This is a genomic window from Bacillus sp. PS196, from assembly GCF_037963555.1.
Classification (GTDB): domain Bacteria; phylum Bacillota; class Bacilli; order Bacillales; family Bacillaceae; genus Bacillus; species Bacillus subtilis.
This window is the reverse complement of the sequence record NZ_CP150159.1, coordinates 1412309-1438433: the sequence shown is the minus strand read 5'-3', so window position 1 is coordinate 1438433 and position 26125 is coordinate 1412309. Positions and strand designations below refer to the sequence as shown.

General features: G+C 41.4%; 29 protein-coding genes and 3 riboswitches. Of the genes, 9 read left to right on the top strand and 20 right to left on the bottom strand.

Annotation, left to right across the window (positions count from 1 at the left end; genetic code table 11):
- Positions 1-55: 55 nt before the first annotated feature.
- Together NST79_RS07670 and NST79_RS07665 are read right to left on the bottom strand one after the other, a co-directional pair.
- Positions 56-682: a cell wall hydrolase gene (locus NST79_RS07670; protein ID WP_003232442.1), complete on the bottom strand. Its 627-nt coding sequence runs from the start codon at positions 680-682 to the stop codon at positions 56-58.
- A 298-nt stretch (positions 683-980) separates the two neighbouring features.
- Positions 981-1175, bottom strand: coding sequence for a hypothetical protein (locus tag NST79_RS07665; RefSeq protein WP_003218622.1), 195 nt, complete (start codon positions 1173-1175; stop codon positions 981-983).
- Positions 1176-1340: 165 nt separating this feature from the next.
- Here NST79_RS07665 and NST79_RS07660 point away from each other — a divergent pair, with 165 nt between their 5' ends.
- On the top strand, positions 1341-1526 hold the full coding sequence (locus NST79_RS07660; protein ID WP_003232446.1) for a YkvS family protein: 186 nt from the start codon (positions 1341-1343) through the stop codon (positions 1524-1526).
- A 119-nt stretch (positions 1527-1645) separates the two neighbouring features.
- Here NST79_RS07660 and NST79_RS07655 read toward each other — a convergent pair whose 3' ends face one another.
- From NST79_RS07655 to NST79_RS07635, 5 genes are all read right to left on the bottom strand, one after another.
- Complete coding sequence (locus NST79_RS07655; RefSeq protein ID WP_029317722.1) at positions 1646-1936, bottom strand: YkvR family protein; 291 nt, start codon at positions 1934-1936, stop codon at positions 1646-1648.
- A gap of 732 nt (positions 1937-2668) precedes the next feature.
- On the bottom strand, positions 2669-3604 hold the full coding sequence (locus tag NST79_RS07650; protein ID WP_038427622.1) for a glycosyl hydrolase family 18 protein: 936 nt from the start codon (positions 3602-3604) through the stop codon (positions 2669-2671).
- Between the two features lie 96 nt (positions 3605-3700).
- On the bottom strand, positions 3701-3928 hold the full coding sequence (locus NST79_RS07645; RefSeq protein ID WP_017695061.1) for a LysM peptidoglycan-binding domain-containing protein: 228 nt from the start codon (positions 3926-3928) through the stop codon (positions 3701-3703).
- A gap of 15 nt (positions 3929-3943) precedes the next feature.
- Positions 3944-5143, bottom strand: a complete 1200-nt coding sequence (gene ykvP / locus NST79_RS07640; protein WP_041052604.1) for a spore protein YkvP — start codon at positions 5141-5143, stop codon at positions 3944-3946.
- Positions 5144-5795: 652 nt separating this feature from the next.
- The gene (locus NST79_RS07635) at positions 5796-6542 is read right to left on the bottom strand and encodes a glucose 1-dehydrogenase (protein ID WP_033884218.1); all 747 of its coding nucleotides are present in this window, start codon (positions 6540-6542) and stop codon (positions 5796-5798) included.
- A gap of 168 nt (positions 6543-6710) precedes the next feature.
- Between NST79_RS07635 and NST79_RS07630 the strand changes: the two genes are divergently transcribed.
- Positions 6711-7067 carry a winged helix-turn-helix transcriptional regulator gene (locus tag NST79_RS07630; protein ID WP_014417586.1) on the top strand — a complete coding sequence of 119 codons (357 nt, stop codon included), beginning with the start codon at positions 6711-6713 and terminating at the stop codon, positions 7065-7067.
- Between the two features lie 506 nt (positions 7068-7573).
- On the opposite strand, the gene queF is transcribed toward NST79_RS07630, so the two are convergent.
- From queF to NST79_RS07605, 5 genes are all read right to left on the bottom strand, one after another.
- A complete protein-coding gene (queF, locus tag NST79_RS07625) occupies positions 7574-8071 on the bottom strand; it encodes a preQ(1) synthase (protein ID WP_212059229.1) in 498 nt (165 codons plus the stop codon).
- A gap of 17 nt (positions 8072-8088) precedes the next feature.
- Positions 8089-8820, bottom strand: coding sequence for a 7-carboxy-7-deazaguanine synthase QueE (queE, locus tag NST79_RS07620; RefSeq protein WP_029317718.1), 732 nt, complete (start codon positions 8818-8820; stop codon positions 8089-8091).
- Entirely contained in the window at positions 8813-9262 is a 450-nt protein-coding gene (queD, locus tag NST79_RS07615; protein ID WP_003232462.1) for a 6-carboxytetrahydropterin synthase QueD, read from the bottom strand. Before queD ends, queE begins: the two co-directional genes overlap by 8 nt.
- The gene (gene queC / locus NST79_RS07610) at positions 9255-9914 is read right to left on the bottom strand and encodes a 7-cyano-7-deazaguanine synthase QueC (RefSeq protein ID WP_021479407.1); all 660 of its coding nucleotides are present in this window, start codon (positions 9912-9914) and stop codon (positions 9255-9257) included. The genes queD and queC overlap by 8 nt, the downstream gene beginning before the upstream one ends.
- A 129-nt stretch (positions 9915-10043) precedes the next feature.
- Positions 10044-10088, bottom strand: a riboswitch (PreQ1 riboswitch).
- A gap of 138 nt (positions 10089-10226) precedes the next feature.
- Positions 10227-11270 (bottom strand): membrane protein, encoded by a 1044-nt coding sequence (locus NST79_RS07605; RefSeq protein WP_021479408.1) that lies wholly within the window; start codon positions 11268-11270, stop codon positions 10227-10229.
- Between the two features lie 364 nt (positions 11271-11634).
- Here NST79_RS07605 and clpE point away from each other — a divergent pair, with 364 nt between their 5' ends.
- The 3 genes from clpE to motB all read left to right on the top strand — a co-directional run bounded on the left by clpE (position 11635) and on the right by motB (position 15687).
- A complete protein-coding gene (clpE, locus tag NST79_RS07600) occupies positions 11635-13734 on the top strand; it encodes an ATP-dependent protease ATP-binding subunit ClpE (protein ID WP_029317717.1) in 2100 nt (699 codons plus the stop codon).
- A gap of 383 nt (positions 13735-14117) precedes the next feature.
- The gene (gene motA, locus NST79_RS07595; protein ID WP_003238984.1) at positions 14118-14930 is read left to right on the top strand and encodes a flagellar motor stator protein MotA; all 813 of its coding nucleotides are present in this window, start codon (positions 14118-14120) and stop codon (positions 14928-14930) included.
- On the top strand, positions 14902-15687 hold the full coding sequence (gene motB / locus NST79_RS07590) for a flagellar motor protein MotB (protein WP_003232473.1): 786 nt from the start codon (positions 14902-14904) through the stop codon (positions 15685-15687). The genes motA and motB overlap by 29 nt, the downstream gene beginning before the upstream one ends.
- Positions 15688-15726: 39 nt before the next feature.
- Here the strand turns inward: motB and mhqR are convergent, their stop codons facing one another.
- A complete protein-coding gene (gene mhqR / locus NST79_RS07585; protein WP_106020399.1) occupies positions 15727-16164 on the bottom strand; it encodes a MarR family transcriptional regulator MhqR in 438 nt (145 codons plus the stop codon).
- A 192-nt stretch (positions 16165-16356) separates the two neighbouring features.
- Here mhqR and kinD point away from each other — a divergent pair, with 192 nt between their 5' ends.
- On the top strand, positions 16357-17877 hold the full coding sequence (kinD, locus tag NST79_RS07580; protein ID WP_015252216.1) for a sporulation kinase KinD: 1521 nt from the start codon (positions 16357-16359) through the stop codon (positions 17875-17877).
- 27 nt (positions 17878-17904) lie between these two features.
- Here the strand turns inward: kinD and NST79_RS07575 are convergent, their stop codons facing one another.
- Together NST79_RS07575 and spo0E are read right to left on the bottom strand one after the other, a co-directional pair.
- Positions 17905-18336: a hypothetical protein gene (locus NST79_RS07575; protein WP_124048349.1), complete on the bottom strand. Its 432-nt coding sequence runs from the start codon at positions 18334-18336 to the stop codon at positions 17905-17907.
- 85 nt (positions 18337-18421) lie between these two features.
- Positions 18422-18679 (bottom strand): aspartyl-phosphate phosphatase Spo0E, encoded by a 258-nt coding sequence (gene spo0E / locus NST79_RS07570; RefSeq protein ID WP_003218598.1) that lies wholly within the window; start codon positions 18677-18679, stop codon positions 18422-18424.
- A 202-nt stretch (positions 18680-18881) separates the two neighbouring features.
- Here spo0E and NST79_RS07565 point away from each other — a divergent pair, with 202 nt between their 5' ends.
- The gene (locus NST79_RS07565) at positions 18882-19202 is read left to right on the top strand and encodes a YkvA family protein (protein ID WP_014479630.1); all 321 of its coding nucleotides are present in this window, start codon (positions 18882-18884) and stop codon (positions 19200-19202) included.
- Positions 19203-19242: 40 nt separating this feature from the next.
- Here the strand turns inward: NST79_RS07565 and mtnD are convergent, their stop codons facing one another.
- The 5 genes from mtnD to mtnE form a co-directional block, all read right to left on the bottom strand.
- The gene (gene mtnD, locus NST79_RS07560) at positions 19243-19779 is read right to left on the bottom strand and encodes an acireductone dioxygenase (RefSeq protein WP_003232483.1); all 537 of its coding nucleotides are present in this window, start codon (positions 19777-19779) and stop codon (positions 19243-19245) included.
- A gap of 14 nt (positions 19780-19793) precedes the next feature.
- Complete coding sequence (locus tag NST79_RS07555) at positions 19794-20423, bottom strand: methylthioribulose 1-phosphate dehydratase (protein ID WP_017695069.1); 630 nt, start codon at positions 20421-20423, stop codon at positions 19794-19796.
- On the bottom strand, positions 20381-21088 hold the full coding sequence (gene mtnX, locus NST79_RS07550) for a 2-hydroxy-3-keto-5-methylthiopentenyl-1-phosphate phosphatase (protein WP_017695070.1): 708 nt from the start codon (positions 21086-21088) through the stop codon (positions 20381-20383). Before mtnX ends, NST79_RS07555 begins: the two co-directional genes overlap by 43 nt.
- A complete protein-coding gene (gene mtnW, locus NST79_RS07545) occupies positions 21085-22302 on the bottom strand; it encodes a 2,3-diketo-5-methylthiopentyl-1-phosphate enolase (RefSeq protein WP_212059227.1) in 1218 nt (405 codons plus the stop codon). The genes mtnX and mtnW overlap by 4 nt, the downstream gene beginning before the upstream one ends.
- Positions 22303-22386: 84 nt before the next feature.
- Positions 22387-22487, bottom strand: a riboswitch (SAM riboswitch).
- A gap of 38 nt (positions 22488-22525) precedes the next feature.
- A complete protein-coding gene (gene mtnE / locus NST79_RS07540; protein ID WP_024572995.1) occupies positions 22526-23722 on the bottom strand; it encodes a methionine-glutamine aminotransferase in 1197 nt (398 codons plus the stop codon).
- Between the two features lie 94 nt (positions 23723-23816).
- Between mtnE and NST79_RS07535 the strand changes: the two genes are divergently transcribed.
- Together NST79_RS07535 and mtnK are read left to right on the top strand one after the other, a co-directional pair.
- Positions 23817-24596 carry a carbon-nitrogen family hydrolase gene (locus NST79_RS07535; protein WP_003232495.1) on the top strand — a complete coding sequence of 260 codons (780 nt, stop codon included), beginning with the start codon at positions 23817-23819 and terminating at the stop codon, positions 24594-24596.
- 82 nt (positions 24597-24678) lie between these two features.
- A riboswitch (SAM riboswitch) is annotated at positions 24679-24835 on the top strand.
- Between the two features lie 92 nt (positions 24836-24927).
- Positions 24928-26121 carry an S-methyl-5-thioribose kinase gene (gene mtnK, locus NST79_RS07530; protein WP_003244973.1) on the top strand — a complete coding sequence of 398 codons (1194 nt, stop codon included), beginning with the start codon at positions 24928-24930 and terminating at the stop codon, positions 26119-26121.
- The last annotated feature ends 4 nt before the right edge of the window (positions 26122-26125 follow it).

Genomic DNA, 26125 nt, shown 5'->3' with positions numbered 1-26125 from the left:
TTTTTACTCTTTATATGAAAAAAAGCACAGCTGAGACAAATTGTCTCTTCTATGCTTAGACGGCAAAAACGTGTCTGCCGATTTTTTCTACGATTTTTCTTGAACGAATCCAATTATCTGACGCTGTTTTCGGATTATAAAAGAATATGGCATCTGTTTCTCTATTTTTTGAGGACAGCGCTTCTTCGGCAGCTTCAATCGATTCTTTATCAGGCTTTTGGTTAATGCTCCCGTTTGCGACCGGTTCAAAGGCGTTTTTCTGATAAATAACTCCTCTTATCGTATCAGGAAAACCTTTTTTCTCCGTCCTGTTCAGTACAACGCTTGCTACAGCGACCTTGCCTTTATATGATTCTCCTTTGGCCTCTGCGTGAACGAGACGGGACAGCAACTCTTTTTCAGACTGTGTATATGTTTCTTTCTCATCATTTGTTTTGTCCGGTTTATCTTTCTCTTTCTTTTCAGTGTGTGCTGATAGCTTAATCGGTTTTATTTTCTTGTCTTTATCAGCAGACAGTGAAGGGAAAGATTCATTCGTATTTCGATCTATATGTGTAAGCCATTTCGCTTCTTCATGTTTTGTCTTCTTTGCGCTCAGTAGTGAAGCTTGTGTATGCTCAATTTTGGCTGCAGGCATGAAACAAAGAAGAAAAACAGCCAGAGCAGTGAATTTCGTTGTCATACAGTTTCCTCCTTAAAGTGCTCCAAAAAACACTTCATAACCTTAACAAGAGATCCATTCATTTTCACGGAAAAAGATTTTCCAACTCTCCCAAGGAGGTATCAGGATGGAATAAAGAGGATGACTCACTGCTTAATGGCAAAAAAACAGTCTGAAATTCTATAAATATTGTTAAATTAAAACATGTTTATCCATCTTTGGCACTTTACATTTTATTTACACCTGTTACAGACAGCTGTAATAAAAGGCTTGTATTCTGTCATATATGATAAAAAGGCTTCTCACGTATGAGAAACCTTCAGCTTCTTGGCTGTTCTAAGTATTGAAAGATAACATCTCCGCCTTGCTGGGCAATTCCTCGGAAATGTTTAAAATCATCTTGTTTAGATAACACGGCCCTGAAATCAAGAAAATGCTCTTTCTGGACTCTCAGTTCATTTATGGCGCCGGTGCGCAGCTGTTCAATCATTTCTGTTATTTCTTCGGGACGCAACAAAAATTCCCCCCTTTTCTTTCTATTGACGAAAATCAATATATCATCTTTATAGCGACAGAACAATTCATAAGGGAGATAAAACTCCTTATCGCTTTACTTCTCAATGAAAATACTGCAAAATACTTTCAAAAGGCATTATTATGTTTAAAGGAGAGGAAGCTTGTGAAAATCGCTAAGGTTGGGAATGTCATTGAATTTAAAAACGGATTAACCGGTGTTGTTGAAAAAGTAAATGAGAATTCTGTTATCGTTGATGTGACGATCATGGATAACTATCGGGATCTTGAGTTAGATTCATTGACAGTTGTTAATCATAAAAATTATAAGATCATCAGAGACTCCTATTAAAACCTCCTTATTTCCACATTTATTCAAAAACTGCAAGACGGACAATTTAACACCTTACATATGAAATTCGCTTTCTCAAAAGCTGCCGGCCGGCAGCTTTTTTACATAAAAAACACCGATCATGAATCGGCGTTTTTGTCTATTTCCGTTATTTCTATATAGAACTCGCTGACGGCCCCTGGTTCGTACAGGTTGGTCAATGATGTTGAATAATTTGTCATTTCCCCCCGGAAGGCAAAATCGCGTTCCGGAACCTCGACATTAAACGTTTTTTCATACAACAGTACAGCGATATCATGGTAAGTCTCACTCGTAACGTTTAAGGTAAATGCAATTTTTCGCTTCGGCTCGCTCTCCTCTTGATATGCAGCCATTTCTAACGTTACATTGTTTAACCGCAATGTCTTCACTTCATATCACTCCTTTATAGTCCATGCATCTTAGCATACCTTAGCGAATGTTTACAATGAATCTGTTCTTAACGGTTAAATGAACCAATTCATTCGAAAAGACACCTTTACAAACATACGTTCGTTGAATTATAATAAAACAGACGAGCTGCCATCCAGCATCCCGTCTTTTCATTAGAAAGCGGCGAGTGGAATTCCCCCCGGATTCGCTCGTCTTTTTTATGTAAAAACCCCCTCATTTCTAAGGAGAAACTATATGGTCGATTATCAACAAGTCATGTTTCACCATGCGTACCTTGGCGCCTTGAATTTCCCCATCCTTTAATGAGAGCGGCCAATCAATTCTCATCATGTTTTTTAGATAAACCAGCATCCATTCAGGAAGTATATGAGTGTATGTTTTTTAAGTTCTAGTTATTCGTGCGCTTCCATATCGATCCTGAACAATTCTGAATGAAATGCAATAATCCTGCTATTAAGGTAGCATGTGTATGATTAAATCATGGAAGCAGAATAAATTCAACACATCCGTAATTACTTGAAATGCGTACTATAACATAAGTTTGAATGGGGATTTCAAGCCCAATGTAATGCCTCGTATATAACATTTCGGGAGAAGGGCCTATGGAATGCCCACACTGTTTTACCCGCACTCGTAATAAACTCCTTTCAGTATGTCCATTTAGAGATTCATTGCAATTATCTTCGAATTTTGTTCTGAACTATAAATCATTATATATTTTTAAACACTGTATTCCAGACTGACGCATCTTCTTGTCCAAGACTCCAGCTGCCAAGACCTTTCAATTTATATTTTTGAGCAAGTTTTATTTTTGCTCTGAGTGACTGTTCATTTTCAAACCATAATGTATATGTTCCCGAAGGCAACGGCCCCTTGTTATCGTGATTGACAGTAAAAATAGCTTTTGGAGATTGACTCTTGGTGTCAAAAATAATTGTTCCGCTATGCCTTTTTACTAATGAGTCAACAAGGTAAAGGGGAATGGCTTGAGAGGCAGATTGGCCTTCCATCCAGCAGCGGCCATAGAATGGCAATCCTAAAACTAGTTTTTGAGGAGAGATTTTTTGGGTCAGAACATATTGAATGGACTTTTCCACCCATCCTACACTTGCGGTAGGCCCAGCAAGGCGGCTTTCATCATAGGCCATAACCATAAGATAATCTGCATATTTAGCTAAATACTCGTAATCATATGATCCGTGCCAGCCCTTCGTCCAGCCAAAAGGATTTGCCGCCACTGCAACTGATACTTCTTTATGTTTAGGAATACTTTTCCTTACTAATCTAATAAAATCTGTAAATAGATTCCGATCTTTTTCTGTAAGGTTTTCTATATCGATATTAACTCCGTCCAAATCCAGTTCTTCTATTGCATGAGAAATTTGTTTAGCTAAAAGAACTCGGTTCATTAATGCAAATCGTCCCAAATCCTGATCCCAATGATTGCTTAGAAAAGGAACTACTTTTAATTTTCTTCTATGAAGAGCTTTAATCACATCGGGATTAGCTGAACGGAGAAGTAATGATCCATCTTTTCTGATATAGAAAAAATCAGGAGACACAACATTTAATACTCCGTTCGTTTGATCAACGTGTTGAATAAAATCCCATCCTAATCCAGAATAGAAATAGCTCATTTGAAACATCTCATAACCCCTTCATCCCCAAAAATATCAAGTTCCCCACAAATAAAAAAATGAGGATTGTCATTTCAATTTGATTCGTTTCCGAAACCTCAAAGATTATCTTTCTCTTATCTTTATAATTTGTCCAGGATAAATTCTATCTGAAGAAAGCTTATTAAGATTCATAAGTTGTTGTACCGGAATTTTAAAGGATTTGGCAATCGTCCATAATGTATCGCCGGATTCCACATGATACACTTCGTATGTTACGGGAAATTCCATATAACGAGGCGTTCTTTTTACTTTATTCGCTTGATTTCTTATTTTAGGTATTTTCCCCTTCATTCATATTACTCTCCTTTAGAATAATTTGTTATTAATATTTCTAAACAGTTTCTCTCTAATCTTAATGATTTGTCCAGCATATATTTGATCTGATTTGAAATGATTAAGCTCCATGAGTTGCTGCAGGGAAACATTATACTTCCTGGAAATTATTGATAATGTCTCACCGGGAGTAACATGATGGATCACGTATTTTTCTTTGAGAACATCTACATAATGAATGGTTTCCCCTAAGTTTCTTATAATTCCTCTGCTTTTTAGCACCTCAAGCATTCTCTCGGCTCTATGCCGATAGGAATCATTCTTTACAGCCTTTTTACCGTTTATCTGAATCTTTTTTCTCTCGCTATCATGATTCAAATAGTATTTAACCTTTTCCAAAGTTTCTTTTGGGGAGGAAGAAACGATGAGATCGCGGCCAGGTTTGAATTTATCTCGAACTGCTGGTGTATCCGATGTCAATAAAAACCCCCCGGAACCAAGAATCTCATAGGTGCGTTGCGTAAGTTGGCTTTCACAGTTTTGCAAACCGATAATGATTTTTGCTGAACTGTAAACTTTATATGCTTCAGTATAATCAAGGTATCCATGGATCCAATTGCGGGGAATTTCTCTTCCTATATATTTACTCATTTTTTCCCAGTTTCTCCCCCAAAAATCAATGCGAATACCCTTCCGTATAAGAGGACGAATAAGCGTTTTTAAAGAGGACGAACGGAACACTTCCGGATGTTCTTCAAGAAAATTAGGGTAAGCATTAGCCACCACTGCTATATCACAACTGTATTTCGCTAATGGTTTAATCTGGTGATGTATACTTTCGTGAAATGCAAAGTCTAAGTGAGCTGCTTTAATCCCCATGCTTTCATAAGTTTTACACAGAGAAGGCGTAACCGTGAAAACAAAATCCGGTTTCATCTTTTTAATTAACGGGATAGTAAAGTTTTGAGTGTGCAGCGGGTCTTCAGTTGCCCAATAAACGAGAGGGATATTCACCTTTTTAGTAGCGTTGCGAATCCAGGCCTGCTTTTCCCTTGAATGCTCTGGTGTCCATCCCATAGATACTATTAGATCTGGTTTAAATTCGTCTATCATTTCAGTGATATTTTCCCGACTTACAGGACCGGAAATCATTACGGTATGTCCTGCTTCCCTAAACCCATTCGGTAAACCATAGAGCCACATGGGATGACTCTCAAGGAAAAGAATTTTCACACATTTCCATCCTCTCTTTCGCTTTTTAATGTCTACTTTATTGGTATGTATCTGTAATATAACTTGTCGCGGTACTAGTCTATAAAAAACGTTCAGGTGTGAGATCACGTGATAGCTTGTGTGGGATGCCCCACAAAAAAAGAAAGCAACCTACAACATATTTTCTTATGTGGTTATTCAGGACATAAGGATTACTTTAAATATTTTCAAAAGTATTAGAATACAAGGACAGGGATATTATTTTTTATTAAAAGTCAAGAAAATGTTTAATATTATTAATAATTAAGCAACCAAATAAAATGTCACACATTTTATAAACAAAAAGAGAGGATAGATGAACAGAGTGAAAATGCCTGTATTCAACTATCCTTTTTTTGTACAACAAATGACCTCATTTACTACAACAACGGTGTTGTTTGTTCTTCAACTAACGCCCCCGTTACTTTAAGTACATTTATTCACAGTGTAATCTTTTTTACAGGTCATTTAGTAGTAGCCCCAGGAAAATGCGAATTTACAACGTTAATCAAGTTCAAACATAAAAAAGTCGAATTCCCTGTCCTTTAAGGAAAACGACTTTTTTATACGACTTCTTCAAGTAAATCCCCATTAACCTTTTTTGGGGACTATTTGTAATCTCTGCGCAGTGAAATTATACCTGTGCTAGCCCGCCATCTACGAACAATTCAACACCCGTCAAGTAACTGCTTTCGTCTGAAGCAAGGAAAGATACAGCGTTTGCTACTTCTTCAGGTGTCCCAACTTTTCCAGCTGGAACAGTATTTCTGCTATTTTCCAGTACCTCTTCAAGTGCATCACCAAAAAGCTCATCGTAGGCAGGTGTAAGAATACCTCCTGGACTAACCACATTTACACGGATTTCAGTACCTTTTAGGTCAAGAATCCAGTTGCGAACTAGTGCTCTTAATGCTGCTTTAGATGCTCCATATACACTAAACGCTGGGTTGGCAATTGATCCAGCAGTAGAGCCCGTTACAATAATAGAACCTACTTTGTCTGGGAATAGTGATAATGCTTTTTGAACAGTAAAGATGGTTCCTTTAACGTTAATGTCGAACGTTCTATCAACCTGCTCTTCAGTAATTTCACCTAATGGAAGGAAGTTGCCGATGCCTGCATTAGCAAAAAGAATGTCCAACTTACCTTTTTCCTGCTTTATAATGTCATATAGTTTGTCTAAGTCTTCAAGCTTAGAAATATCACCTTGAACACCGGTTACGTTCTTGCCAATTTGGTTAACAGCTTTATCAAGTTCGTTTTGTCTACGTCCCGTGATATAAACATATGCACCTTCGTTTACAAATTTTTGTGCTGTAGCAAGACCAATCCCACTTGTTCCACCCGTTACAAGCGCTATTTTACCTTCAAATTTACCCATACTTAACACTCCTTTAGAATTAATATTATTTTATGTCTAGTACCTTTAAGTACTTGAAGAACAACTTACAAGATATAGTATCCTTCAGTAAGCACATTATCGGAAGTACCCACTTTTTTGTGATATAGTAACTAAAAAGTAATAAATGTGGAATGGAGAGCTTTAGACATGAAAAAATTTAGCTGTGGGTTTGAAGTGACAAAGGAAGTTATTGGAGGAAAATGGAAAGGCCTTGTATTATACTTTTTAATGAATGGACCAAAGAGAACGAGTGAATTAAAGCGCATTATCCCAAATATAACTCAGAAAATGCTGATTCAAACACTTAGAGAGCTTGAAGCCAGTGGACTTGTGAGCAGAAAGATGTATAATCAAGTACCGCCGAAGGTTGAATATTCATCCACTGAACTTGGAGAATCTCTTAAACCTATCTTGCAGGAGCTCTGTCAATGGGGAGGCCATTATGCGGAGCAAGAGTATGCAGAAGGTGAATATGAAATTGTACAACCAGAACAACTAAGTTAGGATTGATGTAGCTGCTGAAGTAAATGCTAAACAACTTCAATACCATCACCTAACAGATGAAGAACAGTCAGAAATAAATGAGATATTCAATTTTGAAAGTGAAGTTCTAATAAGAAGTGTCATCGACTATATTCAGGAGAACTTTGATGAAATTCAAAAAAGAGCTGTTTCAAATGTTAAAGAGAAGGTTCAGAAACTTAGCCAAAAAATAATGAAGATATTGATAATAATATTTAATGCCTATGATCTCTAGATAGGCATTTTTTCTTTCGGATAAAAAAGAAAAGACGTACAAATTGTACGCCTTAATCTGCTTCTGTACTATCAATTTTTCACTGCATAAAAGTCACAGTTCAGGTTGCACCTCAGGTCACACTTTTATTGAGCTTAGTGCGGGTCACACTTCGCTGTGACTCGGTTACAATTCCGCTGAAAATTAACGCTGAATGTTCGGATTTTACTGTGACTCCACTTCGTTTCACACTCCGTATCACACAACGGAATAATTAACGATTATCAATTGTCTCCGGATACAAATCATGGTTCATCATACGGTATTCGGCCATTTTCTCATACTTCGTGCCAGGCTTTCCGTAGTTTGTGTACGGGTCAATGGAAATTCCGCCTCTTGGCGTGAATTTGCCCCATACTTCAATGTAGCGCGGTTCCATTAATTCAATCAAGTCATTCATGATGATATTCATGCAGTCCTCGTGGAAGTCACCATGGTTTCTGAAGCTGAATAGATACAGCTTTAATGATTTGCTTTCAACCATTTTTTCATCAGGAATGTAGCTGATGTAGATTGTCGCAAAGTCAGGCTGGCCTGTTTTAGGACATAAAGATGTGAATTCCGGGCAATTGAATTTTACAAAGTAATCACGGTTTACATGTTTATTCGGGAAGGATTCCAGCACGTCCGGTGCATATTCGAACAAATAATTTGTACCTTGATTGCCTAGCAATGTTACACCTTCTAATTCTGATTCTTTTCTTGTCGTCATGTTCATCTTCCTTTCTATTATACTCCGCGTTTGTTGCCCCATAACAGGGTGTGCAGCTGCGGGAGCACTCTGACGAGATTCATCTCCGCATCGACAGCTACCTTATCAACAAGCGCTTCATATTTTCCAAGCAAATGTGCAATCAGTGACTGATCATCTGTCGTATGCACGTCATCATTTCCGACTTGTAAATAAAACGGGATTCCCGGATACCGCTTGTGCACAGTTTTGGCAAATTCCAGATCTTCATCATTAAAGATGACAACCTTCAAGCTGACAGCATGCTGTCTATCATTCTCTTGAAGTAAAGTTAAAATGTGGTCAAGCTTTTGAAAGTTCGTTACCATTTTTGAGCTTGGCGGTTTTGGAGAAATTGTCAGGTCATCAATCAGCGTAAACCAATCCTGATAAACGGTCCCTTGAGTTTCAAGCGCTGCACGGATGTTATTTTCCTTCAGCAGTTCAATAAAAGCATCCAGCTGTTTTAACAGAGCCGGGTTGCCGCCTGAGATCGTCACATGAGAAAACGCATCTCCCCCAATGTCCTTAAGCTCCGCAAAAATCTCCTCCGCCGTCATCCAGCGAATATCTTTTTTAGCAGACCCGTCCCAAGTGAAAGCGGAGTCACACCAGCTGCAGGAATAATCGCAGCCGGCTGTCCGGACGAACATCGTTTTCTGTCCGATCACCATGCCTTCTCCTTGAATCGTCGGGCCGAAAATTTCTAATACAGGAATTCCTTTAGCCATTCAAACCACCCTTTTTCGGACGGTAGACACAGTAGCTTGTCGGTGTTTCACGGACAAACACCTGTACACAGGTCGGCTTATTCTCCAAAGTGTCTAAATAAGCCTGTACGTTGTCATAAATCGTTTTCGCCACGACTTCAGTTGTCGGCAGCGAATACCGGTCGTCCTGAGAAAAATCTTCATGATCATTTAATAGCGTGTGATCATAGTTTCCGTGCACCAGTTTTTTGAGTACGCTGAAATTGACAAGAAAGCCTGAATCGTCAAGTTCGTCGCCGGCAACGGTTATATTTACGGTATACGTATGCCCGTGAACCCTGCTGCACGCTCCCGCACTTTCCCGAGGGATAAAATGAGCGGCTGAGATATGCATGTCCTTATTCAGTTCAAACGAATAAGGATGCTGGGCCTGCGGATAAATTTGAGATAACAATTTATGCACGCTCTCCTTTCATCACCATATATTCTTCATAACCTTTTGAACGAAGGTGACATGCCGGACATTCGCCGCAGCCGTCTGCGATGATGCCGTTATAGCATGTCAGCGTGTTGTTTTTCACAAAATCCAGCGCGCCAAGCTCATCTGCAAGCTTCCACGTTTCCGCCTTATTGAGCCACATGAGAGGCGTGTGGATCACAAACGGCTTCTCCATTGCCAGATTTACCGTGACATTGCAAGATTTCACGAATTCGTCACGGCAGTCAGGATAACCGCTGAAGTCTGTCTCGCAAACTCCTGTAATAATGTGGCGCGCGCCAATTTGGTAAGCCAGGATAGACGCAAAGGATAAGAATACCAAATTGCGGCCTGGAACGAATGTGGATGGCAGTTCGCCGTCTTTTACTTCTATCTCAATATCATTTCTAGTCAGGGCATTCGGTGCAAGCTGATTTAAAAGTGACATATCAAGCAAATGATTTTTCACACCAAGCTTTTCCGCAATGGATTTTGCCACTTCAATTTCCTGCGAATGTCGCTGATTATAATGAAAAGTCACCGTTTCGACTTCTTCGAATTCTTTTAAGGCCCACAGTAAGCATGTTGTGCTGTCTTGGCCGCCGCTAAATACGACAATTGCTTTTTCTTTTTTCATGATTCCTCTCCTTCTCCGCAATAAAAACGCCGGCGAGAGACATCGCTACAGCTAATTCACGCAAAAAAACACCTTTTTTCGGAAGGTGCTCTAGAAAAACATAAAAAAGGCCGTATCCAAGGATACAGCTCGTCCTTAGTTTTTTATAGAGGGTGTAGCTAGAACCTCTCCCGCATATCGCACGGATTTTCTTCAATTTTTTCACTTCTGCTATCTTACCATAATGATGTTTTTCTTGACAATAAAAAAGTCAGTCCCCGGTTCCTAGATCAATTATCGCTCTATAGTGACGGTTCGTTTCATTATATATATTTATAAACTGCGCCGCCGAGGAGCTTTTTTGCAAAGCAAAGCGCCTATGAAGGCCAGGCTCACATAGCCAAACAAGGGATAAATCGTTGAAATAAGCCTGCCGTACCCTATTTGGCTCGTAATATAAGCCGTGATCATAATGGCCGCAAAGATATATTTGCTTTTCACTGGAAGAAAGCTTTGCACTTGTTTTTCTAATCCATATAGATTACCGATAACTGATGTGAACACTTCTCCGAAAATAATGAGTAAATAAATCAAATGGACAGATCGTGCAAAGAGATAAACCACTTGTGCCATCGGTATATCATACAAAAATACATCCGGAAGAGTTGACAAAGACAGAAAACTCGCGGACAGCACAATCGTCAGCATCGTCCCTCCGATTAAAGCGCCTTTTTTGATCACTTTCTCCGAGGACATTTCATTCGCCAGCGGAACCAAAACTGCTTGGGCAAGCGATAAATTCAAAGCCCCGTAAGAAAAGGCTGATAACAGCCAATCCCAGCGATGCGGCCAGACCCACTGAGCTGCGTTTCGTGATTCGCTGAATATAAAAGAGTCGGCCACTACAATCATTGAAAAGAGGATTAAAAGGGGAACAACAAACACATTGACACCGAAAATGCCTTTTACTCCTCTAGTCATCACAATTAAGCTCAGACCGATTGTAATAAGCATCCCAATCTGAGCGGACATCCCCAATTGTTCCTCAAAAAGCGCCCCTGCTCCTGAAAGCATGACAGATGTAACTCCGAGGAGAACAAACAGCATAAATACATTGATAATTCGCCCAGCCGCCGCCCCGAACAAAAAGATGTTCATTTCTTGATATGACTTGGCATTGATTCGCTTTGAAATGATCATCAGCTTGGCGCCCAGAAACGTAAACATTCCGCCGCTGACGAGAATGCCGAATAAACCGAACCAGCCGAACTTCAGAAAAAACTCAACAATTTCTCTGCCAGTCGCAAATCCAGCTCCGACTACTGTGCCGACATACACAAAAGCAAGCTGACTTGCAGACCCTTTTGATTGTTCCATTTCTCCCCTCCGAACGAACCGCAGTTTTGTCCATAGATGCCTTTTTATAACCTATGAGACAAGTTCCTTGAAAAGACGAAGAAAACATGTTTTACTTTGTAACAAATTAAAAAATGTTGTGCAAAAGGCTTGAAAGTCAAAGATGGTCAGAGTATACTATTAATCAAAGTTGGTCAAACAAACCGGCCTTTTTTAAAAACCAATTGGTCAAAGATAGTCAAATATTCAGTCTGCTTTGAGCATATTGGTTTGAAAGCCGTTAAGTTTGCCGTATACTAATAGTCAAAGAAGGTCAAATCCAATAGACCTTTTTATTCACTTTCATTGGTCAAAGAAGATCAAATTATTAAGGAGGTTTTGGCAAATGCGTTGTCAACATTGTCATCAAAACGAGGCGACGATTCGCCTTAACATGCAAATAAATTCCGTTCATAAACAGATGGTTCTTTGTGAAACTTGCTATAACGAACTGACCCGTAAACCTTCAATGAGTATGGGTCCTCAATCTTTCGGATTTCCGTTTGAACAGGCATTCCAGCCGAAAGAAAAGAGCGCAGCAAAACAAAGCGGAAAAAAAGGGCTGCTTGATGAGCTGGCTCAAAATATTACAAACGGTGCTAAAGCCGGTCTCATTGATCCCGTCATCGGCCGTGATGATGAAGTGGCGCGAGTGATCGAAATTCTAAACCGCCGGAACAAAAACAATCCGGTTCTTATTGGTGAGCCGGGTGTAGGGAAAACTGCCATCGCTGAAGGGCTCGCTTTAAAAATTGCTGAAGGTGATGTTCCAAACAAACTGAAAAACAAAGAGCTATATTTGCTTGATGTTGCATCCCTTGTTGCAAACACAGGGATCAGAGGCCAATTTGAGGAGAGAATGAAACAGCTGATCACTGAGCTGAAGGAACGAAAAAATGTCATTCTGTTCATTGATGAAATTCACCTTCTCGTTGGCGCAGGCTCTGCAGAAGGATCAATGGACGCCGGCAACATTCTCAAACCGGCCCTAGCCAGAGGCGAACTGCAAGTCATTGGCGCGACAACACTGAAAGAATATCGTCAAATCGAAAAAGATGCCGCGCTGGAAAGACGTTTTCAGCCTGTCATGGTGCAGGAGCCTTCAATTGAACAGGCTATCCTCATTCTGCAAGGGATTAAAGACAAATACGAGGCGTACCATGGCGTAACATTCAGTGATGAAGCAATCAAAGCGTGTGTCACTTTATCATCCCGCTACATTCAGGACAGACACCTGCCGGATAAAGCAATTGATTTATTAGATGAAGCAGGTTCAAAAGCTAACCTGTTAATTGATGAACTGAATGATGAGGATGCCGCTGAACGCTTAACTGCAATTGAAGCCGAAAAAACAAAAGCCCTGGAAGAAGAAAATTACGAACTGGCTGCAAAACTCCGTGATGAAGAACTCGCATTGGAGAAAAAACTGAACAGCTCCTCCGCTCATACTGCTGTCACTGTGGAAGCTGAGCACATTCAGGAAATTGTTGAACAAAAAACAGGCATCCCTGTCGGCAAACTGCAGGCAGACGAACAAACGAAAATGAAAGAACTCGAAGCAAAACTTCATGAACGCGTGATTGGACAAGAAGCCGCTGTTCAAAAAGTGGCAAAGGCGGTAAGACGAAGCCGCGCCGGTTTAAAATCCAAAAACAGACCAGTCGGCTCCTTCCTCTTCGTCGGTCCTACCGGCGTAGGGAAAACAGAGCTTTCAAAAACACTGGCAGATGAATTATTCGGCACAAAAGACGCTATTATCCGACTCGATATGAGCGAATACATGGAGAAACACGCCGTATCTAAAATTATCGGTTCACCGCCTGGATATGTCGGCCATGAGGAAGCTGGACAATTAACTGAGAAAGTGCGCCGCAATCCTTACAGCATTGTGTTGCTGGATGAGATTGAAAAAGCACACCCAGACGTTCAGCATATGTTCCTGCAAATTATGGAAGATGGCCGTCTGACAGACAGCCAAGGCAGAACCGTAAGCTTCAAAGACACTGTGATCATCATGACAAGTAATGCGGGTGCTGGTGAGAAACAAACGAAAGTCGGTTTCCAATCAGATGACAGTGTCATCGAAGAACAAACATTAATTGATTCACTGAGCATGTTCTTTAAACCTGAGTTCCTCAACCGTTTTGACAGCATTATTGAGTTCCGCTCATTGGAAAAAGAACATCTTGTCAAAATCGTCAGCCTTCTTCTTGGAGAACTTGAAGAAACATTGGCGGAACGGGGCATTAGCTTGAATGTGACAGATGAAGCGAAAGAAAAAATCGCTGAGCTGGGCTACCACCCTTCATTCGGTGCACGTCCGCTTAGAAGAACCATCCAAGAATGGGTTGAGGATGAAATGACCGATCTGCTGCTTGATAATGGCGAGATCACAAGTTTTCACGTGATTTTAGAAGATGATAAAATCAAAGTGCGAGCGAAATAACAATCAGCGGTTTCCTTTTAGGAAGCCGCTTTTTTTATGCTTTCATACTCTTGACTTAGAAAATACCGTCCCTTCCCCTGAAGCGCTACTTCCCTTCATCCTTTACACTTTTTTTAAGGAGGGATGGAACATGTTTATATACAGTGAATATGTATTTCTACTATTATATGAATACCATCTGAAGGACAGCTTGCAAGAAAGCTGCTAATTTCAGTAGACACCCGGGCTTTTCAATTTTGGAGAGCCCGTTTTTGTTTATTTCTCCCTTCTATGCCTCTTCCTTGAATATTTCATGAACAAATTCACAATGTCCCTAAAGTTCCGGGCACCAAAACCGATATTAACCATAGACAAGATAGTAAAAAAGGATTTGGTGAAAAACTATGGATAAAACTTCGTTAATCGGTATTATTCTTGCTTTTGTGGCATTGAGCGTCGGGATGGTTCTGAAAGGCGTCAGTTTCAGCGCCCTTGCAAACCCCGCTGCCATTTTAATTATTATCGCCGGGACAATCTCAGCAGTCGTTATTGCGTTCCCAACAAAAGAAATTAAAAAAGTGCCTGCGTTGTTTCGAGTGTTATTTAAGGAAAATAAACAGCTCACAATAGAGGAACTCATTCCTATGTTCTCTGAATGGGCTCAGCTTGCACGCCGCGAAGGTCTGCTTGCTTTAGAAGCAAGCATTGAGGATGTAGATGATGCTTTCTTGAAAAACGGGCTCAGCATGGCTGTTGACGGGCAAAGCGCGGAATTTATCAGAGATATTATGACAGAGGAAGTCGAAGCAATGGAGGACAGACACCAAGCCGGAGCCGCTATTTTTACACAAGCAGGAACGTACGCTCCGACACTTGGAGTACTCGGCGCTGTAATCGGGCTGATTGCCGCTCTCTCTCATATGGACAATACAGATGAGCTTGGACACGCCATCAGTGCCGCCTTTGTTGCCACACTTCTCGGTATCTTTACAGGGTATGTGTTATGGCATCCTTTCGCAAATAAATTAAAACGAAAATCAAAACAAGAAGTAAAACTGCGTGAGGTCATGATTGAAGGTGTTTTATCCGTTTTAGAAGGACAAGCACCGAAAGTCATCGAACAAAAGCTTTTAATGTATCTTCCTGCGAAGGACCGCTTGAAATTTGCAGAACAAGGAGAGGCGCAAAATGGCGAGAAAAAAGAAGAAGAAGCATGAGGACGAGCACGTTGATGAATCATGGCTCGTTCCTTACGCCGACATCCTTACTCTTCTCCTGGCATTGTTTATTGTGCTGTACGCGAGCAGCTCGATTGACGCAGCTAAGTTTCAAATGCTCTCAAAATCATTTAATGAAGTTTTTACAGGCGGAACCGGTGTACTGGACTACTCCAGTGTCACTCCTCCTGAAAACGAGTCAGACGGCATCGATGAAGTGAAAAAGGAAAAAGAAGAGAAAGAGAAAAACAAGAAAGAAAAAGAAAAAGCAGCTGATCAAGAAGAACTTGAAAATGTGAAGAGCCAGGTGGAAAAGTTCATCAAAGATAAAAAGCTGGAACATCAGCTGGAGACGAAGATGACTAGTGAAGGCCTTCTGATTACGATTAAAGACAGCATCTTCTTTGATTCTGGAAAAGCGACCATCCGTAAGGAAGATGTGCCGCTTGCAAAAGAGATTTCAAATCTTCTTGTGATTAACCCGCCAAGAAATATCATTATCAGCGGACATACTGATAATATGCCAATTAAAAATTCTGAATTCCAATCAAACTGGCATTTAAGCGTCATGAGAGCGGTAAACTTTATGGGGCTCCTGATTGAAAACCCCAAGCTCGATGCAAAAGTGTTCAGCGCCAAGGGTTATGGCGAGTATAAACCGGTGGCTTCCAACAAAACTGCGGAAGGCCGAAGCAAAAACCGGCGGGTTGAAGTTCTCATTTTGCCAAGAGGCGCAGCGGAAACAAATGAAAAATAGCAAAAAAGGAAGCCTTGTGACATATCAGGCTTCCTTTTTTTACTTATTATGAAACTGTTTTGCGTTTAATCCTACTCTTTTTAACATTTCGGTGCACATCTCTACCTCTTCTTCGCTTAATACGCTGATCATTTCATCAATTTCAGCAGCGTGATCAGGGAAAATATCGTCCAAAAGACCGATGCCTTTTTCAGTAATTTGCGCAAATGTCACTCGTCTGTCTGTAGGAGACGCTTTCCGAATGAGAAGTTCTTTTTGCTCCAGCTTATCTACAACGTATGTGATGCTCCCGCTAGCCAAGAGAATTTTATCTCCTATCTGCTGCAGCGGCTGATCGCCTTTATGGTACAAAAGCTCTAGCACAGCAAATTCAGTCGGATTCAGCCCATGCTTATGAATATGCTTATTCATATGATCGTTAATAGACCGATACGCGCGCGACAGCACGATAAATAACTTCAGTGATTTTTCTGTCATGTCTCAATCATCCTTTTAGAAACCGTTACAGAGAAACATTAATAAACAAAGACCAAAATGTCAATAAAAATCTTTCCAATATTTCTCTTCTTTTTTTAAATGTAAGCTTGCCAACACCTTTTTCTAATTTTTTTGGTTATTTTTTCTTATTAAAGAAGAAGAAACAATGATATAATACCTCTAATCAGGTGTATGTTGGAGCGATGCAAATTGAAAATACTAAAAGGCGCCTGCGGGAGAGTCAAACTTTATATCATACTGGTCGTGATTCCGGCAATCGTCATCAGCTTTTTCGTATATGAAAAAGAAAAAGATACAATAGCTGCAGAACATAAACAAGAAGCAAGTGTCCTGCTAAACCTTCACCGCAACAAAATCAATTATTTAATCGGAGAAACAATGGCGAGAATGACCTCCTTGTCCATCGCCATCGACAGACCGGTTGATATAAAGAAAATGCAGTCAATTTTGGAAAAGACCTTTGATTCAGAGCCGAGATTTTCCGGTCTCTATTTTCTCAATGCCAAAGGAGACGTCACCGCAAGCACAACCGAATTAAAAACGAAAGTAAACCTGGCCGACAGATCTTTTTTTACAAAAGCAAAGGAAACTAAAAAGACAGTCATTTCAGATAGTTATTCGAGCAGAATTACTGGTCAGCCAATTTTCACAATTTGTGTGCCTGTTTTGGACTCAAAACGAAATGTGACAGATTATCTTGTCGCAGCTATTCAAATTGATTATTTGAAAAATCTCATTAACTTGCTGAGCCCTGATGTTTATATTGAAGTTGTGAACCAAGACGGGAAAATGATTTTTGCGAGCGGACAAGCCTCTCATGCAGAGGATCAGAAACCTGTCAGCGGATATCTGGATGATATCAGCTGGAATATGAAAGTCTATCCGAACCCGGTCACAATAGAAGAACTGTCGAAAAGCCTTGTGCTTCCGCTTTCATGTATTATTGTTCTGCTGAATATCCTTTTTATTCTCGTGCTGTATTATTTGCTGAAGCGGCAGACCCAGCTGGAGCGCTCAGAAAACGAGGCGCAAAAATTAGAGCTGATCGGGACGCTTGCTGCCAGCACAGCCCATGAAATCCGTAACCCCCTCACCGGGATAAGCGGCTTTATTCAGCTGTTGCAAAAGAAATATAAAGGTGAGGAAGATCAGCTTTACTTCTCCATTATCGAACAGGAGATCAAACGCATCAATCAAATAGTGAGTGAGTTTCTCGTTCTCGGCAAGCCGACAGCTGAAAAATGGGAGCTGAACTCACTTCAGGACATTATCGGAGAAATTATGCCGATCATTTATTCTGAGGGCAATCTATACAATGTTGAAGTCGAATTACAGTATTTAACCGAGCAGCCCTTACTCGTAAAATGTACAAAAGATCATATTAAACAAGTGATTTTAAATGTAGCAAAAAATGGCCTCGAGTCAATGCCTGAAGGAGGCAAACTGACGATCTCCCTAGGAGCTTTAGATAAAAAAGCCATAATCAAAGTTGTGGATAACGGTGAAGGGATTTCTCAGGAAATGCTGGATCACATCTTCCTTCCCTTTGTTACTTCTAAAGAAAAAGGAACCGGTCTCGGCCTTGTTGTTTGTAAACGGATCGTGCTGATGTACGGAGGCTCTATTCATATTGAAAGTGAAGTGCGAAGAGGCACAGAGGTGACAATCACCCTCCCCGTATCCGCATCATAGCCCCCCTGACCATGTCAGGAGGGTTTTTTATCTTCGTGATCGGGCATTGCCATTCGATTTGCTTGCTGGTCTTCCAGAAAAAAGGATTTTGATGAAACGCAACAGCATTTTCAAAAGCCAAAAAAACATAAAAAATACTAAAAAACCCTTTATACCTTCCGTGGCATCTAAAAACTCCATATTCCCTCTACCCGTCACCTTTTGCTGAATCTCAATCGCAAATACGATGACAATGATGACTGTAACAGTATAGATAAAGGACAAGGCTGTCATACTCCATTTAGAAAGCCATGTAAACACAGCGTGAGTGACGCCGAAAAAGAATATGCCAAAAATGCCGATCACCCAAAAATGCATTTCTTTGTCAGTTAAATGAATGCCAAATATTCCGCATAAGGAAATAAAAGCATCATGAAATTGATTGACCATTTCGGTAATGAGAATCGCTAGTTCTTTCATTAGTTCCCTCTTTCATATGAATTTTTTCCAGAAAAAAAGAGCGCTTCCGAAAAGCTCTCTCTTTATATATGCATCTGATAGGCCGCTATTTATTTGCATCATATGCTGGCATAACATCTCTGCGGGGCCACAAGCCTAATTTCTTTACAAGGCCTTGAATCCCTTGGGAATGTTCGTTTTCTTGCATAAGCTGGTGATATTCATTTATTAAACAATCCAGCTCCTGACTGTGCCTGATCGTGTCATGCCCTGTAAATCCCTGCTTTCTAGCGGCATCTATCATTAACTTTCTTTTTTCATCAATAGACACCAACAATCTTTCTTGTTCAGAAGAACCGCCCATTCACTTCACCCCTCGCCGCTAAGAAATAGGAAACAAGTTTGATTGGGTTATTGTGCATTATTACAGATTATACTTTATTTGTAAACATATTTTCATTAAATAAGTTAATTTTTCAGGTATAATAGATATATTGATAGGATTAGAAGAACAATACCCAGGTGAAGAATATCTTAAACACGCCGCCAGGCAGGAGGAATGCCCAATGAAGAAAAAGAAAGCAATTATGCTCGGAGCGGCAGGCGGAAAAGCAATTTTGAAGAGGAAAAACCGAAAAAAATGTATTCAGCACATCACTATTTTTTTTCAGATGCTTCGCGATTGGCGAAATGGCGACTATCCTCGGTCACAGGTTAAAACACTTTTGCTGTTAACTGCCGCAATTCTGTATATCGTCATGCCGCTCGATATCATTCCAGACGTAATCCTCGGTCTTGGGTTCATTGACGATGCAGCTGTTTTAGGTTTGATTTGGACACTGATTAAAAAAGAACTGTCACAGTATGAAAAGTGGCGTTTGCAATAAATATAAAAAGCCCCGTTCGATGAACGGGGCTATCTCATGCTTATTGATTCACGCTGTCTTTTTCATAAATAGGAACCCAGCCTTCAGTTGTGACAAAAATTCTCACCGCGACAACTTTGCGGTCCTCCTGAAGCGTGAAGTAATGGCGGATATTCTCAGGCACGGAGATTAAATCACCAGGGTTTAAACGGACATCAAAAAACGTGCCGTCCTTGCCTTGAATGACAAAAATACCGTGTCCGCTTACAATAAAACGAACCTCATCGTCTGTATGGTGATGCTCTCTTTTAAAGTTTTCAAGCAGTTCATCAAGTTTCGGATTGCTGTCTGACAATGAAATAACATCCTGTGCTTTATAGCCGCGGCGGGTTGAGATATCTTTAATTTCAGTTTCGAAGGTATCAAGAATTTGCTGTTTTTCTTCTTCTGTCAGGTCATATTTCTCTGAGAGATGTTCCGGAAGCTTCGTGATATCCCATTGCTCATAAATAACCTCTTGACTGTCCAGAAAGCTTGCCACTTCCTCTTGATTTTCAATCGTTGTATTTGCCTCATCATGAATTCGAATTGTAGCCATTTCAATTCCTCCTTTTATTTAACCAGCTGATGCTGGAGTGTTTTCAATTTCAAATGGTAGCTGAACAAAAATTCATACGCTTCAAGCACTCTTTTTGCCTCAAATGCTGTTTTCCCCCAAACCGTAATACCATGATTTCGGATCAGAACAGCTCCTGAATCTTCTGAAATCTCTTCCGCAAACAGTGCCGCAAGCGTTGGGATATGTGCCGGATTTTCTATAATCGGCACGGTCACTTCTGCGTTCTCTTCCCACAAGCCGAGTGCTTTTATAATTTCCTGGCCTTTGAATGTGATTTTCTTTTGGTCTCCGTATAACTCTGAAATCACATTATTGTTTACCGTATGGACATGCAGGCAGCATCCGGCATTGGTTTTATTGTACAAATGTGTATGCAAAAGCGTTTCTGCTGACGGTTTCAGAGAATGCCCGCTTTCAGCAGGCTCTCCGTTTTGATCGACCAGCAGAAAATCTTCAACCGTCTCTTTGCGTTTATCTTTTCCGCTTGCAGTGACGAGAAATGTTAAAGGCTCATCTGTAACCTTAATTGACAAATTGCCGCTAGTCGCTGGAAACCAATCTCTCTCTGCCAATTCCCGTTTTACTTCAGCGAGCTCTCGCCAGCGTTCTTGTTTTGCAGCCATTCCTGTACCTCCTTTACATTCTCAATTTCCTTTCTGATCTCATAAAAATCTTGATACGGAAGATGATTGAGGTTCTGCTCCCGGCATTCGTTTAATAAATAATCCCTTGCAAAGCATAGGTCAGACAGCTTTGCTGCCTCCACATCTGTAACCGAATCACCGATCATGATGATATATTGGTTCGGTTCAGAAAGTTCATGGATGACCGACGGCTTACAGCACCCGCATTGATTGCTGCATGTGCCCTTGCAGGAATGAGGCCAGTCAATATGGATATAGTCATTGTCAAATGAAGCATGGTTGCAATAAATGCGGTCTTTCTCCACAATGCCTTCAAGCAAAGGATATACAAAGAAGTCCATTCCACCGCTTATGACATAAAACGGAATCTCGTGCTCATTGATAAATGCTACAAATTCCCGAAAGCCTTCCCTGATTTTTGCATCTTCCAATACAAAACTTGTAATCTCTTCTTTTAAACGGCTGGGCAGAAGGCCGAACATCCGCCCGACACCTTCCTTGATCGATAGCGTTTTGGAAAGTACGCCGTCTTTTAATGCCACCCACTCTGGGGGAGCAAATGTTTTCATGATATTTATAATGTTGTCGTTCATCGTGATTGTTCCGTCAAAATCACAAATAACAAAAGGTTTTCGAGTCGTCATACGGCTTCAACCTTTCCCCATTTATCTAGCGCAAGCTTAAGATCCTTGCATTGTTCGGCTTTTTCATCAATCGGCTGGGCCTCTAGGACCGCATCAATAATGGCTCTGAACGCTCGCCCCCCGCCTTGGGCACCGTTCGGATGTCCATGTACGCCTCCTCCGGCGTTAATAATGTGGTCTATGCCGAAATCACGCATTAATAGCGGAACCATGCCGGGATGAATGCCTGCTGACGGAACCGCAAATGTTTGGTTAAAAGCATCCTCTCTCACACATTCTTCATGGATCGCCAGTGCGTCTGCTCTTGGAAGCGCAACCGAACCATATGGAGACGGAAAGAGGCTGAAGTCAGCACCGCAATATCGATTTAATTTTCCGAGTAAAAGAGCGTGAGAAAAACCGTAAAACGGAGAAGACGTAAACGCTCCGCTCACTGCTGGATGCGCCATAATCGGAACTGGGATTTCAGGATCTTCTGCTAGGCCTTGCATAACGTCCAAGCCGTAAGCAAAGACATTAAACAAAAGCGCATCCGCTCCCAGCTCGGCGGCGCGTCTCGCTTTGTCTTTCAGATCAGCCGTACGTCCAGTCAAATTCACCGCATACAGCGTTTTATGTCCGGTTTGCTCATACGTTTCTTTCAATATTTGCTTTCCTTCTGCAATTCTTGTTTCAAAAGGCGCTAGACCTGTCTCAAAGAAAATTTCATCGTCTTTAATCAAGTCAACTCCGCCAAGCGCTTGCTGCCGGAGCTGTTCTTTAATATCACTCAGGTCCCTTCCGATTACGCCTTTAAATATGCTCATTAACAGCGGTCTCTCAAACTCTACCAGCAGCTTTCGGATGCCGTATACGCCAAACTTCGGTCCCGGCAGTGCACGCTTAAATGCTTCAGAGAAGTGAAGATCGATTAATTTGATTTTTCCGTCCAGGGACAGCTTGCCAAACACTGTTGTCAGCAAAGCAGGAATATCCTGAGAGAAATTGATTTCAGGATAGGCAATTGTGATGACCGCTTGTTTTTCTGATGCAGGAGTTCCCTCTCTCTCCTCAACTTTTATCACACGCCCCTTGTGCTTTTGCATTTGCTCCTGTTTTACAAGGGGCAGATCAGTCCAGGAGCCTACTGTCAATCCTGTTGCAATTTGTTCTGCTTTCTTCTCTGTATCGGCTCCCGGTTCGGTCAGGAGATATGTCGCTAATAACTCACTCATGCCAGAGCTCCTTTCATTTTCATCCATATCAAAAAACCTCTTCAAACTGCAATCGCGTCTAAAGAGGTTTCGTTTCTCGTCCGAATCTTATCTCTCAGCCGCTAGCTGCAAGAATTAGCACCGTGCTTTATAAGTCGGTTGCCGGGCTTCATCGGGCTCGTCCCTCTGCCTGCTCTTGATAAGAAAATATAGATTTTATAAATTATTTTGAATTATCCCATCGTTATAAGGTCTTGTCAATGCTTTTTTGGGTAAACAGGTTCAGTTTGCCAATTCGATAAGCGGCTTCCTTAAGTCTTTCTTCACTTGTTAAAAGTCCGACTCTGACGTAGCCCTCGCCATATTCACCGAAGCCGTTTCCAGCCGCAACTGCCACATTCGCTTTTTCCAGCAAAAGATCTGAGAACTGCTCTGAAGTATAGCCTTCAGGCACAGGCAGCCATGCAAAAAAAGAACCTGCGGGAGCTGTTACATCCCAGCCGATTTCCCGGCATGCTGTGATCCAAGCGTTTCTCCTGCTCTCATACCTGGCATTTTGCTCTGCCACACACGTCTGATCGGCTAACAGTGCCTCTGCTGCAGCCTCCTGAGTCGCTCTGAAAAGACTGACAAACATATGGTCTTGATAAAGATTGATCGCTTCAATGACCGAAGCGTTTCCGACGGCAAAGCCAACCCGCCATCCTGCCATATTATACGTTTTTGACAGCGTGTAAATTTCAATTCCGATATCCTTCGCACCTTCAGTCTGCAAAAAGCTTAAAGGCTTGCAGCCGTCAAATCCTACAGCGCCGTAAGCAAAATCGTGAACGACGCAGATTCCATTTTCAGTCGCAAAACGCACGGTGTCTTCAAAGAACTCAGAAGTAGCAACAGCTCCGGTCGGATTATTCGGATAATTCAAATACATCAATTTCGCCTGTTCCCTTACTTCAGCGGTTATGCTGCTGTAATCAGGGAGAAACGCCCTGTCCTTTACGAGCGGCATCATTTCCATCTTTGCTTTTGCAAGTGTGACACCCGACCAGTAATCTGGATAACCCGGATCGGGAACTAAGATCGTATCACCGGGATTCAACAAGCATTGCGGGAGCTCGACAAGACCGGCTTTTCCGCCGAATAATACAGCGACTTCGGTTTCCGGATCCAGATCAATGCCGTACTCTCTTTTGTAAAATGCAGCAGCCGCTGACTTCAGACGGTATGAGCCGCGAAAAGACGAATATTTATGATTCTCAGGATCAGCAACAGCTCGTTTCATCTCCTCGACAATATGTTCAGGAGTCGGCTGATCTGGATTTCCCTGTCCTAGATTGATAACGTCATGTCCTTCTGCGAGCTTTCGGTTCACTTTCTGCACCAGAGAAGCGAAGAATTGTTTAGGCAATTCCTTCAATACATGAGACTGTTCAAATTTCATCTATTCTCACCTTCTAAAAAAATCTTGAAATGATAGTCCATCATCATATATGGTTAAATGAAAAAAGTAAAGAAAAATTTGGGGTGTTAAAAAGATGAAATGGACGATATCTTGTCTTCAATTTGATATTTCATACGGCAAACCTTCGGAAAATATAAAAAAGGCTGAATTTTTCATCGAAAAAGAAAGCAAACATGCTGATGTTCTTGTTCTGCCTGAATTATGGACGACCGGATATGATCTGGCCAATCTTGATGAACTCGCTGACGAAGACGGGCGCTCCGCTCAGAGCTGGCTGAAGAAAACGGCAAAAAAACATGGTGTTCATATTGTCGCCGGGTCGGTCGCTGTCAGGAAGAATTCTGATGTTTATAATACAATGTACATTGCGGATAAGGAAGGGCAAATCATTAAAGAGTACAGAAAAGCCCATCTTTTTCAGCTGATGGATGAGCATCTGTATTTATCAGCCGGTTCCGAAGACGGATACTTTGAGCTTGACGGCGTCAAAAGCTCTGGATTGATCTGTTACGATATCCGTTTTCCGGAATGGATCAGAAAACATACGACAAAAGGCGCCAACGTGCTGTTTATTTCTGCGGAATGGCCTCTTCCCCGCCTTGATCATTGGAAAAGCCTGCTTATTGCGCGGGCCATTGAAAACCAATGCTTTGTCGCAGCCTGCAATTGTACCGGTTCAAATCCGGATAATGAATTTGCAGGACATAGCCTGATTATTGATCCATGGGGACGTGTACTTGCTGAAGGCGGCCGGGAAGAAGGCATAGTCCGAGCGGAAATCGACCTTCAAGAAAGCGCAGAAGTTCGGGAGAGCATTCCTGTTTTCGATGATATCAGAAAAGATTTATATTAAAAAAATATTGACAACTAACTAAATTACCTGTTACCATGTTCATCAACTGATAAATTAGAATTGTCAAACAAGTGAATATATTCTCTTATCGAGAGTTGGGCGAGGGATTTGGCCTTTTGACCCCAACAGCAACCGACCGTAATTCCATTGTGAAATGGGGCGCATCTTTTTCGCGCCGAGACGCTGGTCTCTTAAGGCACGGTGCTAATTCCATTCAGATCTGATCTGAGAGATAAGAGAGGCGGACATAGATGTTAAGCCTCCTTCTCTCTGAGAAGGAGGCTTTTTTACGGCCACATATTAAGTGATTACATAATTGGAGGTTATGATGATGGGAGTCACAAAAACACCTTTATACGAAACGTTAAATGAAAGCTCCGCTGTGGCGTTGGCGGTGAAGCTTGGCCTTTTTCCAAGCAAAAGCACGCTGACATGCCAGGAGATCGGAGACGGCAACTTAAATTACGTTTTTCATATTTATGATCAAGAACATGACAGAGCATTGATCATTAAACAGGCGGTTCCGTATGCAAAAGTGGTGGGAGAAAGCTGGCCGCTGACAATCGACCGTGCAAGAATCGAAAGCAGCGCTCTCATCCGTCAGGGCGAGCATGTGCCTCACCTGGTTCCAAGAGTGTTTTATTCTGATACGGAAATGGCCGTTACCGTCATGGAGGATCTCTCTCACCTCAAGATCGCAAGAAAAGGACTCATTGAGGGTGAAAACTATCCTCATCTGTCGCAGCACATCGGTGAATTTTTAGGAAAAACACTTTTCTACTCATCAGATTACGCGCTTGAACCTAAGGTGAAAAAACAGCTTGTTAAACAGTTTACAAATCCAGAGCTATGCGACATTACGGAAAGACTTGTTTTTACAGATCCTTTCTTCGACCATGACACAAATGATTTTGAAGAAGAGCTTCGTCCTTTTGTCGAAAAGCTTTGGAATAATGACAGCGTTAAAATCGAAGCCGCTAAGCTGAAAAAGTCATTTTTAACGTCTGCAGAAACGTTGATTCATGGTGATTTGCATACAGGAAGCATTTTCGCAAGTGAGCACGAAACAAAGGTGATTGATCCTGAGTTTGCTTTTTACGGACCGATCGGCTTTGATGTAGGGCAATTTATCGCCAACTTATTTTTGAACGCACTCAGCCGTGACGGGGCTGACAGAGAGCCGTTATATGAACATGTCAACCAGGTCTGGGAAACGTTTGAAGAGACGTTTAGTGAAGCCTGGCAGAAGGACAGTCTGGATGTTTACGCCAACATCGACGGTTACCTCACTGATACGCTCAGCCATATTTTTGAAGAAGCAATCGGATTTGCGGGCTGTGAGCTGATACGACGCACGATCGGCCTTGCCCACGTAGCTGACCTGGATACGATCGTGCCGTTTGATAAACGAATTGGCAGAAAACGCCTGGCGCTCGAAACCGGCACAGCCTTTATCGAAAAACGTTCGGAATTCAAAACGATAACAGATGTTATTGAATTATTTAAGTTACTTGTAAAGGAATGATCCA